This is a genomic window from uncultured Tessaracoccus sp. (assembly GCF_947286155.1).
Taxonomy (GTDB): domain Bacteria; phylum Actinomycetota; class Actinomycetes; order Propionibacteriales; family Propionibacteriaceae; genus Arachnia.
The window spans coordinates 32,094-46,851 of sequence record NZ_CAMYPD010000013.1 but is presented as its reverse complement, the minus strand read 5'-3'; the positions used below and the strand labels follow the sequence as shown (position 1 = coordinate 46,851).

General features: G+C 63.0%; 10 protein-coding genes. 3 read left to right on the top strand and 7 right to left on the bottom strand.

Features of this window, described 5'->3' with window-relative positions; translation table 11 throughout:
- Positions 1-193 precede the first annotated feature (193 nt).
- Positions 194-805 carry a cob(I)yrinic acid a,c-diamide adenosyltransferase gene (locus Q0X68_RS04990; RefSeq protein ID WP_297748428.1) on the bottom strand — a complete coding sequence of 204 codons (612 nt, stop codon included), beginning with the start codon at positions 803-805 and terminating at the stop codon, positions 194-196.
- A gap of 34 nt (positions 806-839) precedes the next feature.
- Between Q0X68_RS04990 and Q0X68_RS04985 the strand changes: the two genes are divergently transcribed.
- Entirely contained in the window at positions 840-1,508 is a 669-nt protein-coding gene (locus Q0X68_RS04985) for a peptidylprolyl isomerase (RefSeq protein ID WP_297748425.1), read from the top strand.
- On the opposite strand, the gene Q0X68_RS04980 is transcribed toward Q0X68_RS04985, so the two are convergent.
- The 6 genes from Q0X68_RS04980 to pgm all read right to left on the bottom strand — a co-directional run bounded on the left by Q0X68_RS04980 (position 1,509) and on the right by pgm (position 7,994).
- Positions 1,509-2,291 (bottom strand): alpha/beta fold hydrolase, encoded by a 783-nt coding sequence (locus Q0X68_RS04980; protein ID WP_297748422.1) that lies wholly within the window; start codon positions 2,289-2,291, stop codon positions 1,509-1,511. It lies immediately after the preceding gene.
- A gap of 271 nt (positions 2,292-2,562) precedes the next feature.
- Positions 2,563-3,258: an endonuclease NucS gene (gene nucS, locus Q0X68_RS04975; RefSeq protein ID WP_297748419.1), complete on the bottom strand. Its 696-nt coding sequence runs from the start codon at positions 3,256-3,258 to the stop codon at positions 2,563-2,565.
- 38 nt (positions 3,259-3,296) lie between these two features.
- Positions 3,297-4,445: an AI-2E family transporter gene (locus tag Q0X68_RS04970; protein ID WP_297748416.1), complete on the bottom strand. Its 1,149-nt coding sequence runs from the start codon at positions 4,443-4,445 to the stop codon at positions 3,297-3,299.
- Positions 4,442-5,755 (bottom strand): DivIVA domain-containing protein, encoded by a 1,314-nt coding sequence (locus Q0X68_RS04965; RefSeq protein ID WP_297748413.1) that lies wholly within the window; start codon positions 5,753-5,755, stop codon positions 4,442-4,444. The genes Q0X68_RS04970 and Q0X68_RS04965 overlap by 4 nt, the downstream gene beginning before the upstream one ends.
- Before the next feature lie 116 nt (positions 5,756-5,871).
- The gene (gene mce / locus Q0X68_RS04960) at positions 5,872-6,306 is read right to left on the bottom strand and encodes a methylmalonyl-CoA epimerase (protein WP_297740117.1); all 435 of its coding nucleotides are present in this window, start codon (positions 6,304-6,306) and stop codon (positions 5,872-5,874) included.
- A 71-nt stretch (positions 6,307-6,377) separates the two neighbouring features.
- Positions 6,378-7,994, bottom strand: coding sequence for a phosphoglucomutase (alpha-D-glucose-1,6-bisphosphate-dependent) (gene pgm / locus Q0X68_RS04955; protein WP_297748410.1), 1,617 nt, complete (start codon positions 7,992-7,994; stop codon positions 6,378-6,380).
- A 54-nt stretch (positions 7,995-8,048) separates the two neighbouring features.
- Here pgm and Q0X68_RS04950 point away from each other — a divergent pair, with 54 nt between their 5' ends.
- Positions 8,049-8,945 (top strand): tetratricopeptide repeat protein, encoded by an 897-nt coding sequence (locus tag Q0X68_RS04950; RefSeq protein WP_297748407.1) that lies wholly within the window; start codon positions 8,049-8,051, stop codon positions 8,943-8,945.
- 218 nt (positions 8,946-9,163) lie between these two features.
- Positions 9,164-14,707 (top strand): GH92 family glycosyl hydrolase, encoded by a 5,544-nt coding sequence (locus Q0X68_RS04945; RefSeq protein WP_297748404.1) that lies wholly within the window; start codon positions 9,164-9,166, stop codon positions 14,705-14,707.
- Positions 14,708-14,758 lie beyond the last annotated feature (51 nt).

The window sequence follows — 14,758 nt, the reverse complement described above, 5'->3', positions numbered from 1 at the left end:
ATCACGTTTGTCGGCATCAGCCTGAGCAACGCGTCCTAGTGGAGGATGATCGTGAGATTACTACTCAGTTCCTGACGCATTGGATTGCACGATGGCTAACTCGGACGATGTCCCTCAAAGTGTGAGAGTTGTTGCGGGTTTCCGCAATAGATCTCACACTTTGAGGTGTGTGCCTCGTCGGATGATCCCCGGGCTACTGCGGGGGCTTGGCTCTATCCGTGCCGGGCACCCACAGCGTCTCGTGGTCCGTCCCGTTCGTCACGCGCGACATGACGAACAGCAGGTCCGAGAGCCGATTGAGGTACGTGACGGCCAGCGTGTTCACCCCGCCCTTGCCATCTTCGTCGCTGGGCTCGGTGCCGTACGTCTCGACGCATGCCCAAGCGGTGCGCTCCGCACGGCGCACCAAGGTCCGGGCGACGTGGAGTTGCGCGCCGGCCGGGGTACCACCCGGCAAGATGAACGACCGCAACACGGGCAGCCCTTCCTGCAGCTCGTCGCAAAATGTTTCGAGCCGGTCGATTGAACTTTGGACGATACGTAGCGGCTCCCATTTGGGGTGCTCGCTCAGCGGATTGGAGAGGTCTGCGCCGAGGTCGAACAACTCGCTGCGCACCACGTCGAACATTTCCACGATGCGCTCAGGGAGCCCGAACGCAACTGCGAGCCCGATGGCGGAGTTCGCCTCATCCACCTGCCCGTAGGCTTCTACGCGCAGGTCGGTTTTTCGAGCGACGGAGTTGTCGGTGAGGCGGGTTTCGCCGCCGTCGCCAGTGCGAGTGTAAATCTTTGAGAGTGTGACCATGCTTGCCAGCCTAGTAGCGGATAGGCTGCCCTACGTGCGTACATCTCAGGTGATCTTGGTGTCCGTGGCCGTAGCGCTCACGTTGTCAGCGTGTGCGGATGCTAACCAGTCGGCGTCCAACTCGGGCGACGGGGAATCCGTCAGCACGGCAACGCAGTGCGAGTATCCCTCTGACCAGATGGAACCGGCCCGCCCGGTAGACCCACCGCCGGGTACGAATGTGCAGCATCAAGCCACCGTGAGCGCGACGCTGCAGCTCACTGCCGGAGACATCAACCTCACTTTGGATCGTGCCAAAGCTCCCTGCACTGTCAATAGTTTCCTCTCACTCGCCGAACAGGAATACTTCGACGACACCGACTGCCATCGGCTTGTCGACGAGGGCATCTTCATCCTGCAATGCGGAGACCCAACCGCCACCGGCATGGGTGGGCCCGGCTATTCCTTCGCCGACGAGACCACCGACGACCTCACCTATATCTCGGGCGTGGTTGCTATGGCGAACCGTGGCCCAGACACCAACGGCTCACAATTCTTCCTCGTCTTCGACGATTCCGCGCTACCCCCCGACTACACCGTGTTCGCGACGATGGATGATGCTGGGCTCGAAGTGGTGCGAGGCATTGCCAGGGCAGGAACGGGCGATGCAGGCCCCGAGAAACCCAACGCCGAAGCGCACATCAAGAGCGTGACGTTGGGCTGATTAGTCAGACAGTTCGCTCAGGAAGAGGCGGAGCGTCTGCACGAACGTGTCTGGGTCGTCGGCATGCACCCAGTGGCCAGCCCGCTTCACGGTCACCATCCGCACAGCAGGAAACAGTTCGCGCATCACGGCGTCGTGTGATTCCTTGATGTAGTCGGAGCGTCCACCGGCCACCCACAACGTCGGACCTTCATAGCTCGACCCGGCTGCTGGTTTCCACCCGGCAACCGCATGGAGATTGTCGCCCAACAAGTCCAAGTTGGGCAGCCAACTCCACGCCCCGTCCTTGCGCTGCAAATTCTGCAGCAGGAAGCGCCGGATGTCGTCGTCGGGAATCCGCTCGGCCAGCACCCGATCAGCCCAGCCGCGACTCACAACGTCGTCCAGTGGGAGGCTCTTCAACCCTGCCACCAGCGAGGTGAAATTGAGCGCTGAATCGTTGCGGGCAGGGGAAATGTCGACGACGACCAGCCCGGCGACTGCGTCGGGACGCTGCAGCGCGAAACGCATCGCGATCTTTCCGCCCATCGAATGCCCCACCACGACCACCGGGTGGTCAAAGGTATCGAGAATCCAGTCGCCGACGATGTCCGCCATCTCGTCGTAATCGAACTCGACCGTCCAGGGGCTATGGCCGTGGTTCGGCATGTCGAGCAGGTGCGAAGTAGCCACCGCGCCCAGCGCGCGTGCGACGGTAAACCAGTTCTTTCCCTGACCAAATAGGCCATGCATGAAGACGACGTCGACGGGCCCGTCGCCAACTGTTCGGGTGTAGAGGGTCATACGCGCTCCCAACAACTCGAGTGCCAGTGACGTCGCACATCTATGCCGGACTCCGCGCCCAGCGGGGGAGTCTCAGGCCAGACGACGACGTGTCCGAGCCCTGCCCGAATCAACTGATTGCAGCCAGGACAACGGTAGTCCTTAGAGGATTGTCCGGGACGGATCGTGCGGCTCAAGAAGGAGCTTCCGTCGACGATGCGGCGCCGCACATCTTGCCCCATACGCAGTGGACGCGGGGAACGTAGATGCTTCGACGGACGTTTACGCCCCATCAGAACAACCGTTCGTCTGCGTTGTCGAGCCCACGCAGCGCATCGTAATCAACCAAGAGCGTCTCGATGCCTCGGTCATGGGCGAGCGTTCGGGCCTGGGGCTTGATCTGCTGTGCCGCAAAGACGCCGCGTACCGGCGCTATCTGCGGGTCCCGGTTCATCAGTTCGAGGTAACGGGTGAGCTGCTCCACGCCGTCGATTTCGCCGCGGCGTTTCACCTCGACTGCGACGTAGCGGTGCTCCGCATCTTTCAGCAATAAATCGACAGGGCCGATCGGCGTCATGAACTCGCGCTGGACCAGACTCCAGCCCTCCCCAAACGTCGACGGATGTTCGGCCAACAGCGCTTGCAGGTGGGCCTCGACGCCATCCTTGACAAGCCCAGGGTCGACGCCGAGTTCGTGGGCCGTATCGAGGAATACCTCACCGATTTTGATGTGCAGGGTGTCGCCTTGGGCGGCACGGACGACCCATTCCTCGGTGACGCCGAGTTCCTCAGCCGTCGTCGGCTCCGGGTCCTGCACCGTGAGCGTGCACGGCGGGCTCATCCAGTTGAGCGGCTTGTAGGCGCGGTCGTCGGCGTGGACGGACACCGAGCCATCGGCTTTGATAAGTAGGAGCCGCTTGGCCATTGGAAGGTGGGCGGTGAGGCGTCCGACATAGTCGACCTGACACTGCGCAATCACCAATCTCACCCAGGCAACGCTACCAGCGTCGCACGCACCGGCCCTAACTAGCGACGATCCAGCGCTGGCTTCACCACTTCCTTGAAAATGAGAATGAGCGCTGCGGCGGTCGGAATCGCCAACAGTGCGCCGATGATACCCAAGAGAATGCCGCCAACAAGGGCAGAGAGGATGACGAGTACCCCGGGCACCTTGACCGTGTGGTTCATCACGCGGGGGTAGATCACGTAGGCATCTACCTGCTGATACACCACGAAGAAGATGATGGCGGCGATGGCCGTTGTCGGATTCACCGTGAACGCCACGAGCGTGATGATGACTGCGCCGGTGGGCGGGCCAATCACCGGGATGAAGCACAGGAGCCCATGCATGAACGCTAACGCGACGGCGTAGTCACGCATGCCCGCGAAGTAGAGGAACACGAAGGCCGAGCTTGTGGCGAGCAGCACGATGATGATCATGCCCTGGATGTAGCCCGATACGCCGGCGAAAATTTGATTGGCGATGCGTTTGGCTGAGGCGCGCTTGCTGGCCGGAGCCAGGCTGTACACGAGCTGCTTGATTTTATCCAGCGAGCCGATGAAATACAGGGTGAGCACCAGCGTGATGATGAGGGAGAACACGAAGTTCACCACGACCGCACCAGCGCCAAGCACGCCGTTAAAGACTTGATGGCCGATGTTGTTGGTTTGTAGCGCCGCTTGGGCCTTGTCGATGATGCCGTACTGCTCGTTGAGATTTCTGATCTGTCGGTTGGCGAGCAGATTGTTCAGCATGCGCGGAAGGTTGCGCACCAGGAGCGTCACCTGCTGTGTGAGCAGCGGCACCACCGTGACGAAGCCGAGTGCGACGATACCCAACACGGTGATCGTCACTAGGGCCATCGCCACCACTTTGTGCATCCTGCGCTGCAGGAAGGTGATCAACGGGCTTGCGCCGAGGGCCAGCACGAAGGCCAAGACGGTGAGTACGACGATGTTCTGCACCGCGAGCACCGCCTGGCTGAGCGCGATGGCAACGAGCACACCAAGTGCTCCGAAGAACCCCTTCGCGAAGGGACCCGGTTGAGGGGAGTCGTGCGGCTGCTCGTCGGAGAGCTCCGGCAGCTCAGGTTCTTCCTCGACGGGTGCGGGTGCGAGGGCTGAGCGCACCTTCTTGAGCACCGACTTCCGCTGAGGTTTCGTTTCCTCGTTCATGCTTTCGTCGAGGGTTCGTCGTCGGCTGCGTTCTCTCCGTCCACCGAATCCACCTCGTCTTCGGCGTTCTCCAACTCAGCTTCGTCGTCCTCATCTTCATCCGCAGGGGACGTGTCTGGTTCGGTGAGGCTCGTTTCCTCCGTGACCTCGGCATCGGATGCCTCCGCAGATGCGGCATCGCTCAACCGAACTTCGGTCGTTGGTTCCTCCGGGCCGGCCTCCGGCAACACCTCGTCTGGGACCTCAACGATGTCGTCCAGCGCAGCTTCGGTTTCGGTTCTGGTGAACTCTTCGTCGGCCTCGGCTGCGAGCGCGCGGAGGTTGGCGAGCTGCGCCACGGCGCTTCGCTTCCGCGCCTCGAGCACACTGACCTCGCGCTGGAGTTCGTCCTTGCGCCACTCCGCGCGCTCTTCAAGGTTCGTGAGTACTTCCTTCGCCCTATTCCGTGCGTTGGCCATGATGGCTTCCGCTTCACGATGCGCGGTCACACGAATATCTTCGGCATCCTCGAGCGCGGTCTGGCGAATCTCGGAGGCGTTCGTGCGGGCGGCGGCGACCTCGTCTGCGGCCTGCTTTGCTTCGGTTTCGTTGAGCGCACGGTGCTCGGAGATGGCGTTTGCGGCAGCGTCGGCGGCAGCACTGGCATCGGCCAGCGATTGCTCTGCCTCCTTGTATGCGCGCTCGCGGATAGCGGACGCGTCGCGTTCGCCCTCCACGCGGAGACGTTCCGCCTCGACGCGCCCCGCCTCGACGATGCTGCTCGCCTCGGAGCGGGCACCAGCAATGAAGGTGTCGCGCTGCTGTTCGGCGTCCTCGACGATCTTGGCGGCGCTGGCGCGTGCTTCGTCGAGAGCCTGCTGGCACGCGGCGGACTGCTCCGTGCGAAGATCACGCAGCGACGCGACACCCGTCAAGCGGATATCGTCAGCTTCCTGTTGCGCGGAGTCACGCAGCGAATTAGCGGAGCGTCGCGCTTCAGTGACGATGCGCTCGGCCTCGCGTTCAGAGCGATCGACGATGTCCTTGGCCTGCGCCTCAGCCGCGCGCAACAGCCCCGTCGCGTGCGCACCGAGCTTCTCAAAATCCGTCTCGCCAACTTCGGCCCGGATGTAGGCCATCTCCCGCTGCAGCGAACGTAGGCGCTGCTTCAAGTCGCTGACTTGGTATTCGACTTCGCGTACGTACGTGTCCACCGAATGGCGCTCGTAACCGAGCACTGAGGCCGGAAAGCTGCCGGCTGCGGTCGCTTTGTCGTCGAAGAGGTTGAGGCCGGTCTCTTCAGATTCCATGTCGCGGGATGGGTCCACCACGTGAGTCTCCTTACGCATCGTGTGGGCTGCAAGGACAGCTTATATCTACCCCGGTGCAAGAACAGAGGGTGGACCCTTGTGGATGTCCACCCTCTGAAACCCGATGTTCAGTGAATTTACTTCTTCAACTCCACGAGTTCGAGGAGCACGCCGCCGGCATCCTTCGGGTGCACGAAGTTGATGCGGGAATCCGCGGTGCCACGCTTCGGCTCGGGGTAGAGCAGACGCACGCCGCGCTCCTTCAGTACCTCCATGACGTGATCGATGTCCGCCACGCGGTAGGCGAGCTGCTGCAGACCCGGCCCCTTCTTGTCGAGGAACTTCGCGATGGTGGATTCCTCGTTCAGCGGAGCGAGCAGCTGAATCTTGGCGTTCTCTTCGCCCTGCGTGCCGGTACCAATCATGGCCTCGGCAACGCCTTGTTCCTCGTTCACTTCACGGTGGAGTTCACGCCAGCCGAACTTCTCGGCGTGGTACTTGATGGCCTCGTCCAGATCAGGGACGGCGATGCCAACGTGATCGATGCAGATGAACAGATCTTGATTCTCCATAGCTCCAGCTTTCCACATAGATGCAACTGATTGACGTCGGGGTCGGATAGCGCTGCCGGCGGTGAACCGCGTTAGGCCAGGGCGCCGTCGACGATCTCCTTGGCGGCTGCCTGCACCTCGGCGAGGTGAGCCTCGTCCTTCAGCGACTCCGCGTAGATCTTGTACTTGTCTTCGGTGCCTGACGGGCGCGCGGCGAACCACGCGTGCTCGGTGGTGACTTTGATGCCACCAATCGCCGCGTCGTTGCCGGGCGCGTGCGAGAGCACGGCCGTGATGGGTTCGCCGGCGAGTTCTTCGACGGTGACGTCATCGCGGCTCAATTTCGAGAGTCGTGCCTTCTGCTCGCGGTTGGCTTCCGCGTCGACGCGCGCGTAGTACGACTTACCGAACTCGCTCTCCAGTAGCGCGTAGTGCTCGCTGGGAGACTGCCCGGTGACCGCGATGATCTCAGATGCCAGCAGGCTCAACAGGATGCCGTCCTTATCCGTCGTCCACGTCATACCCTGCTTGTCGAGGAACGACGCACCTGCAGACTCCTCGCCGCCGAAGCCGATGTCGCCAGACATCAGGCCAGGAACGAACCACTTGAAGCCGACGGGAACCTCGACGAGCGTGCGGCCGAGCTTGCCTGCCACCTTGTCGATGAGCGACGAGCTCACCAAGGTCTTGCCGATACCAGCATCGGCGCTCCATCCCGGACGGTGTGAGAACAAGTAGTGGATTGCCACCGCGAGGTACGCGTTGGGGTTCATGAGCCCGAAATCGGGGGTGACGATGCCGTGACGGTCGGAGTCGGCGTCGTTACCGGTGGCGACGGAGAACTTGTCGCGCTGCTGCACGAGCGAGGCCATCGCATTGGGGGAGGAGCAGTCCATGCGGATCTTGCCGTCGGTGTCGAGTGTCATGAAGCGCCACGTCGGGTCGACCGTCGGGTTCACCACCTCGATGGGCAGGCCCTGTTCGGCCAGGAACTGCCAGTACTGCACCGACGCGCCGCCCATCGGGTCTGCCCCGTGGCGCAGGCCTGCGGCCTTGATCGCGTCGAAATCGATCGCGAGCGCCAACTCCTCGCAGTACGGCGTGCGGTAGTCGTAGCGCTGCACCTCCGCCTGCTCATAAGGCACGCGCTTGATGCCCGAGGGCGCTGCCATGAGCTCGTTGGCTCGCGCGGCGATGACCGACGTGGCGTCAGTGTCAGCGGGGCCACCGTGCGGAGGGTTGTATTTGAAGCCGCCGTCGCGAGGCGGATTGTGGGAGGGAGTCACGACGATGCCGTCGGCCTTCGCGTCATGCTCACGGTTGTAGCGAATGATGGCTCGGGACACCGCTGGTGTGGGCGTGTACTCGTCCTCGCGCTCGGCGAGCACCTCGACGCCGTTGGCGGCGAGCACCTCGATGGCGGTCTTCCACGCGGGAAGCGAGAGCCCGTGGGTGTCCTTGCCGATGAAGAGTGGACCGGTGACGCCCTGCGACGCGCGATACTCGACGATGGCCTGCGTTGTCGCGGCGATGTGGAGTTCGTTGAATTTCGTATCCAGGCTGGATCCGCGGTGGCCGGAGGTGCCGAACACCACCTGCTGATCGGGGTTCTTGGGGTCTGGGGTGAGGTCGTAGTATGCGCCCAGCAGCGCATCGACGTCGATGAGGTCGGATTCCTGGGCCACCTGGCCCGCGCGTTCATGTGCCATGCCTTCATCCTATGGCTGTTTGAAGAACTGCGAGCGGGCTAGGAATATAGAGGCATGACTTCCGAGCAATTCAACCGTCCTGGCGCCGTCGATCTGTCCCATTTGTCGCAATCGGCTGGTGCAGCCGCTGACGGGAACTACGTTATGGCCATCACTGAGGCCGAGTTCGAGCAGGTGGCTGCCCAATCCACGCAGCACCCCGTCGTGCTCGAGTTTTACTCGCCTCGTGACCCGAACGGCGAGGCGGTGTCCAAGGCGCTCGCAAACGCCGTCAACGCGGAGGCTGGTCGTTTCCTGCTCGGGCGCATCAACGTCGACGAGCAACCCCGCATCGCCCAGGCGCTCGGCGTACAGGCAGTGCCGACGGTGGTGGCACTCATCGCGGGCCAGATGGCGCCGCTGTTCCAGGGCACGAAGAGCGCCGAAGAGATCAAGGCCGTGTTGGAGCAGGTGGCGCAGGCAGCCGTCGCCAACGGCATGACCGGCCGCGCGGAACCCGTCGGAGGAGGCGCGTCGTCTGGCGTTGAAGAGGCGCAGGCCGCGAACCCCAAGTTTGCGGCCGCCGACGCGGCGCTCGAGGCCGGTGACTACGCCAAGGCCGTCGAGGAGTTCGACAAGCTGCTGCAAAACACGCCCAACGATGTGGAAGTGATCGCCGGGCGCGCTCAGGCGAGCCTGCTCGAACGCTCGACGCACTTCGATCCCGCCCAGGTGGTGGCCAACGCCGGCAACAGCGATGACCTGCAAGCACAGCTGGAGGCTGCCGACCTCGAGGTGATCCAGGGCGCAAATGAGCAGGCACTCGAACGACTGCTCGACTTCGCGGCGACGGCGTCACCCGAAGAAAAGGAGGAAGTGCGCGTGCGCGTGCTGGAGCTGTTCGAAGTGATCGGCCGAACGGACCCCGTCGTGCTAAAGGCAAGGCGACGCCTCGCGACCGTGCTGTTCTGAGCCTGTCCGAGGCTGTGCACAGCCCCAGATGCGGCACCGCACGGAGTTTTTTCTTTTCGAAAGCAGGGGCTTGACCCCCTGCTTTTTGGTAGCGTCGCTGGCGCTGTTCAAACTCGCGCGTTGTCTGCGCTGATGCGCGCGTGCCTTGGCAGTGAGAGTTCCGGTCCCTCATAGCTTGGCCGCCAGCTTCGTCGGCCTTGGCAACATAGGAGTTGCGCATGCGTTTTCGTCCATCCAAGCAGCGCGGTTTAAGGCTTCGAGCCTTAATCGTTCCGCTGAGCGCCACGCTGATGAGCGCTGGGGTGATCTTCGCACCCACCCCTGCCACTGCGGCCCCCAAACAGGATGCGTTCTATACCTCGTTCGAGGAAGGAGAACCACAGGCCCTGCCGAACCGGCAGGCTGCACCACCGTCGAACTTCACGGGCCAGGTGTTTGCCACCGAAAGTCTGCACAGCGAGGTGACCAAGATCACCGGCACCGGCAAGAGCCCCTCTGGAGAGGAAGCATCCAACGCCGCAGACGGCCGGGCTGAATCGAAGTGGTTGAGTTTCGCCCCCAAGGGCACCCTGACCTACGAACTGGCACAGCCGGAGAAGATCACTGAGTACCGCATCACGTCCGCGAATGACGAGCCCAAACGTGACCCCAAAGACTTCAAGGTGCAGGCCTCCACTGATGGCAAGACATGGGTGGATGTCGACGCTCAAACCGGAGTCACCTGGGCGACGCCGATGAACACCAAGCGTCATTCGCAGAAGAAATTCAAGCTCAAGGCTGAGACCGAGGCGTACAAGTTCTATCGCCTGGATATCACCGCGACGAACGGCGCCGACATCGTGCAGCTTGCTGAGTTTGAACTCATCAACGCCAACCGCAAGAACGACGAGCTCGACGAAGCCATGCCCATGGCGACGGGTGTCAAAGGCGGCCCGCGGTCATCGTTCACCGCCAAGCCACGCGTCGGATGGACGGGCGTGAAGTCGCTGCGGTATGCGGGGCAGGTGATCGAAGACGGCGATTCGAGCGCCAGCAACGTCGTGCTGGAGATGGACGTGAAGGTAGCAAAGGGCGCACAGCTCAGCTACAAGATCTTCCCAGAGTTGGATGGAGAACTCACCTACGCTTCGACGCACGTCGTCGTCGATCTGCTGTTCGACGACGGGTCGACGCTCTCCGACAGCGGCGCACGCGACATCTACGGCATCGCAGCAACTCCCGAAGCGCAGGGCGAGGGCAAAACGCTGTATCCCGACCAGTGGAACTCCGTGAAGATCGACCTCGCCGCCGCCCAAGGTAAGACAGTGAAGCAGGTGCTGCTGCGCTACTCGCAGAAGGGTGCCAAAGCGGGCACGCCGGTGGGCGGGTTCGTCGACGACATCCGCATCGACGTGCCCAAGCCCCTCGACACTTCCGACGGGCTCGTGAGCTACGTCGACACCAGGCGCGGCACGAACAGCAGCGGCGGATACTCGCGCGGCAACAACTTCCCAGCGGCTGCCTGGCCGAACGGCTTCAACTTCATCACGCCGTTCACCGACGCGGACACCGTCGGCACGCTGTACTCCTACCAGGCCCACAACAACGACGAGAACCTACCCGAGCTGCAGGGCATCGGCTTCAGCCACGAACCGAGCATCTGGATGGGCGACCGCAACCAGTTCGTCGTCCAGCCGTCGACTGATTCCGTTCCACAGGGCGACGTGAAGCAGCGCGCATTGGCGTTCAAGCACGACAACGAGGTGGCACGCCCCGACTACTACGGAGTCACGTTCGAGAACGGAATGCGCACGGAAGCCACCCCGACGGACCACGGCGGCATCTTCCGGTTCACCTTCACCGGTGACGAAGGCAGCGTGATCGTCGACCGCGGTGTTGGCGAATCGGGGTTGAAGATCTCCGACGACGGCACCGTGTCTGGTTGGATCTTCGGCGGATCCGGCTGGCCAGGTAAGACGCGCATGTTCGTCGCTGGCAAGTTCGACGCGAAGCCCGTCGCGCAGGGTGACACCAAGGGCGAACGCAAGTCCGCCAAGTACGCCCGGTTCAATACCTCCGCAACGAAGACCGTCGAGCTGCGAGTTGCGACATCGTTCATTTCGCAGGACCAGGCCAAGAAGAACCTCGACTTCGAGGTGACCGGCCGTTCGTTCGATGAGGTGCGGGGCGCCGTCAAGGACGCGTGGAACAAGCGCCTAGGCGTCATCACCGACGTCAAGGGCGGCAACGAGGCGCAGCTGGTGAACCTGTATTCAGGGCTGTACCGCCTGAACCTGTACCCCAACTCGCAGTTTGAGAACGTCGGTAGCGCTGACAAGCCGAAGTATCAGTACGCCAGCCCATTCCGAGAGACGAAGGGTGAGGCCACCGCGACGGAGACGAACGCGCCCATCGGCGACGGCAAGCTCTACGTCAACAACGGCTTCTGGGATACCTACCGCACCGCGTGGCCGCTATACTCCATGCTGTACCCCAGCAACCTCACCAACGAGCTGGTCAACGGATTCGTGGAGCACTACCGCGATGCTGGCTGGATCTCGCGTTGGTCGTCGCCGGGCTACGCCGACCTCATGACCGGCACCAGCTCCGACGTGGCCTTCGCCGACGCCTACATTCAGGGCGCGCTCACCAGCGAGGTGGCGCTCGAGGCCTATGACGCGGCGCTCAAGAACGGCACCGCACGCCCCGAGACGGCGGCCGTCGGGCGAAAGGGGTTGGAACGCAGCCCCTACCTGGGCTACACCGACGCCACCACGCACCAGTCCGCGTCGTGGGGGTTGGAAGGATTCATCAACGACTTCGGCATGGCCAAGATGGCGCTGAAACTCGCCGACGATCCGAACACGCCGAAGGAGCGCGTCGAACAACTCCGCGAAGAGGCCAAGTACTTCTCGTTCCGGGCCAACAACTTCGTCGAGATGTACAACCCCAACGTCGGGGTGTTCACGGCACGCCACGCCAACGGCTCGTGGGACAACCCTGACAAGAAGGATTGGGGCGGCGCATACACCGAGGCTAGCGGCTGGACGTTCGCCTTCCACGCGCCGCACAACGTCGACGGACTGGCCGCGCTGTACGGCGGCAGGCAGGGCATCAACGACGAGTTGCACGAGTTCCTGACTGAGAAGGAACGCGGAGATCGCGCGGGTATGCATGAGGCCCGCGAGGCACGCGACCTGCGGATGGGCATGCTCGGGTTGTCGAACCAGATCGCTCACCACATCCCGTACGTTGCGGTGCAGGCCGGCGACGCGTCGCTTGGCCAGGAGATTATCGCCGAGGCGCAGCGACACGCCTTCGTGGGCTACGACATCGGACAGGGCTACCCGGGTGATGAAGATAACGGCGAGTTCTCCGCCTGGTACATCTTCTCCGCGCTCGGTTTCTACCCGCTGCAGCTGGGCACCGGCGACTTCACCATCGGCACGCCGATGTTCGAGTCAGCCAAGGTGCACATGGGTGACAAGACGCTCACCATTTCTGCTCCCGGCGCCAGCCAGGGCAAGCGCTACGTCGCCGGTGTGAGCCACAACGGCCAGGCGCTGAACGATGTCGTCGTCGACGGCGACCTGATTCGTTCTGGCGGCGCGCTCGAGTTCAGGATGAGCGATCAGCCGCAGACGTGGGGCGACAAGGACTTCAACGAGAAGCTCGAGGTTCCGCAGGTGCTCGAAGACGCATCCGGAGCTCCGTTCGGGAAGCTCGCCTCGACGAAGGCGGTGCCGGTGGGTGCGCTCGTCGACAACGACATGCGTTCCGCGGTGACGTTCCCGAGTGAATCCGCCGAACTGGTGTGGGAGTCCAAGCAGGGCCCCATGAGCCTCGACGGTTACACGCTGACGAGCACCGAAGGCAAGGACATTGGTGCGCCGGAACAGTGGAAGCTCGAAGGCTCGATGGATGGCGACAATTGGACGACTATCGACGAACGCGCCAACCAAACGTTCCCGTTCGGCACGCAGCTGCGCCCGTTCTTCGTCGACGGTCAGCAGCAGGCCAAAGCACGTGCAGCGACGAACAACCCAGCACAGCCCGCATTCACCCACTTCCGGTTGACGATCTCGTCGAAGGAGAAGACGCGGCTTGGACTGGCAGAGATTGAGCTCTTCGCCAAGCCTGCGAGCGCGAAGGGCATCGAGCTGCAGCCAGCCGACGAATTGCGCGTGCGGGCAGGCGGCGAGCTCGACGGTCAGATCGCCACGCTGACCGGTGAAGCAGCCGGCGCGGATACCGTCGTGAAGGTGCAGTTCAACGACGGCAGCAAGCCGGAAGATGCCGCGCTCGCCAAGAGTGCGCTGGGCACCTGGAAGGTGAATGCCAAGCATGCGTTCGACAAGCCCGGCGAATACACCGCGGCGGTGACCGCCACCGCCGCTGACGGTTCGGTGGCTATGGCCGAGGTGCGCGTCAGCGTGTACCGCGACGACACGCTCGCCGGGCAGATGAACAACACCTGCATCGGTGTGCCTGACGTGGCTGCGGCGAACTGCGACGGCCTCAACTACGGCTTCATCCGTGACCAGCTGGTGGAGAGCGGGTTCAGGCTTGGGGAGACGGTGGAACTTCCCGAGGGCGTTCCTGACGGCGACGGCATGTCCTTCGACCTTCCCGACGTCAAGCCTGGCGACCCGGACAACATCACTGGTGAAGGACAGAGCTTCACCATCAATCTCGGCAAAGGCGCGAGCAAGGTTGCCTTCGTGGTGACGGCCAACGAAGGCAACCGTGAGGGCGTCTTCACCCTCAACTTCGCCGATGGCTCCTCGCAGGAAGTGCCCTACAAGGTTGGCGACTGGGTGGGCGCAGCGAAGAAGCCGATCAAGGGCAACACCCTCGTCGGCTCCTCGGACGACCGCACCTCGGGCACCAAGATTGAGGGACAGAAGAAGTTCACCGCAGTGTACGTTACCGACCCGGTGGAACTCCACGCTCCGGTGGCGCTCTACAAGGGAGATGGTGGCAAGCCGAAGCAGGTGGTGAGCATCACGATGCCGAAGGAGAAGAACGCTTCCAATGGCAAGTGGGCCCGCACACACTTGTTCGCGGTGGCCTCCGACGGCGACCGTTCGAAGCTCGAGGCGCTCACGGTGAAGCCGGGCGAAGACCTCGAGGCCACCACCGGCGAGCCACTGAGCGCTGAGCTGGCGGTCGTCGCCGGTGGCCACAGTGCGAACGGGGCGAAGGCGTACGTGAACTGGGGCGACGGTTCGGACGTGGTTGAGGCCGACGAAGTGGCCGATGGCAAGGTGAAGGGCACCCATACCTTCGCCAAGCCGGGCACCTACACCGTGTGGGTCACCGTCGACGACGGCGAAACCACGCAGTCGGTCTCGCTCACCGTCGAGGTGACGGACAAGCCGGCGACGCTTGAGAGGATCGTCGTCACATCCCCGCCGCGTAAGACCACCTACGAGCAGTCCAACGATCTCGATCTCACCGGGCTCGTCGTGTCTGCGCAGTGGAGCGACGGACAGTTCACGGAGATCCCCGCTGAAGAGTTGAAGGTGACCGGCTACGACAAGTCGAAGCTTGGCACCCAGACCCTCACGGTCACGTGGACGAAGGACGGGAAGACGTTCAAGGCGACGTTCGATGTCGTCGTGAAGCCGCAACCAGAACGCGGTGGTCTGGTGCCGAATCCGGTGGACCCGGACGCTCCGGGCAGCCCGGATAGCCCAGATGACCCGTCGCCCGGGAATCCGTCACCGTATGGTCCATCGTTGCCAGCTCCTCGCCCAGGGATGCCGAGGACCGGCGCATAGCCGATGAACGCGAGGCGGCGGTGCATGTTCTACGTGTGCCGCCGCCTTCGA

Bases quoted from the DNA above. Each gene is read 5' to 3' on its own strand.
- Q0X68_RS04970 (WP_297748416.1), bottom strand. From the start codon at position 4,445: ATGAACGAGGAAACGAAACCTCAGCGGAAGTCGGTGCTCAAGAAGGTG.
- Q0X68_RS04950 (WP_297748407.1), top strand. From the start codon at position 8,049: ATGACTTCCGAGCAATTCAACCGTCCTGGCGCCGTCGATCTGTCCCAT.
- Q0X68_RS04980 (WP_297748422.1), bottom strand. From the start codon at position 2,291: ATGACCCTCTACACCCGAACAGTTGGCGACGGGCCCGTCGACGTCGTC.
- pgm (WP_297748410.1), bottom strand. From the start codon at position 7,994: ATGGCACATGAACGCGCGGGCCAGGTGGCCCAGGAATCCGACCTCATC.
- Q0X68_RS04945 (WP_297748404.1), top strand. From the start codon at position 9,164: ATGCGTTTTCGTCCATCCAAGCAGCGCGGTTTAAGGCTTCGAGCCTTA.
- Q0X68_RS04990 (WP_297748428.1), bottom strand. From the start codon at position 805: ATGGTCACACTCTCAAAGATTTACACTCGCACTGGCGACGGCGGCGAA.
- mce (WP_297740117.1), bottom strand. From the start codon at position 6,306: ATGGAGAATCAAGATCTGTTCATCTGCATCGATCACGTTGGCATCGCC.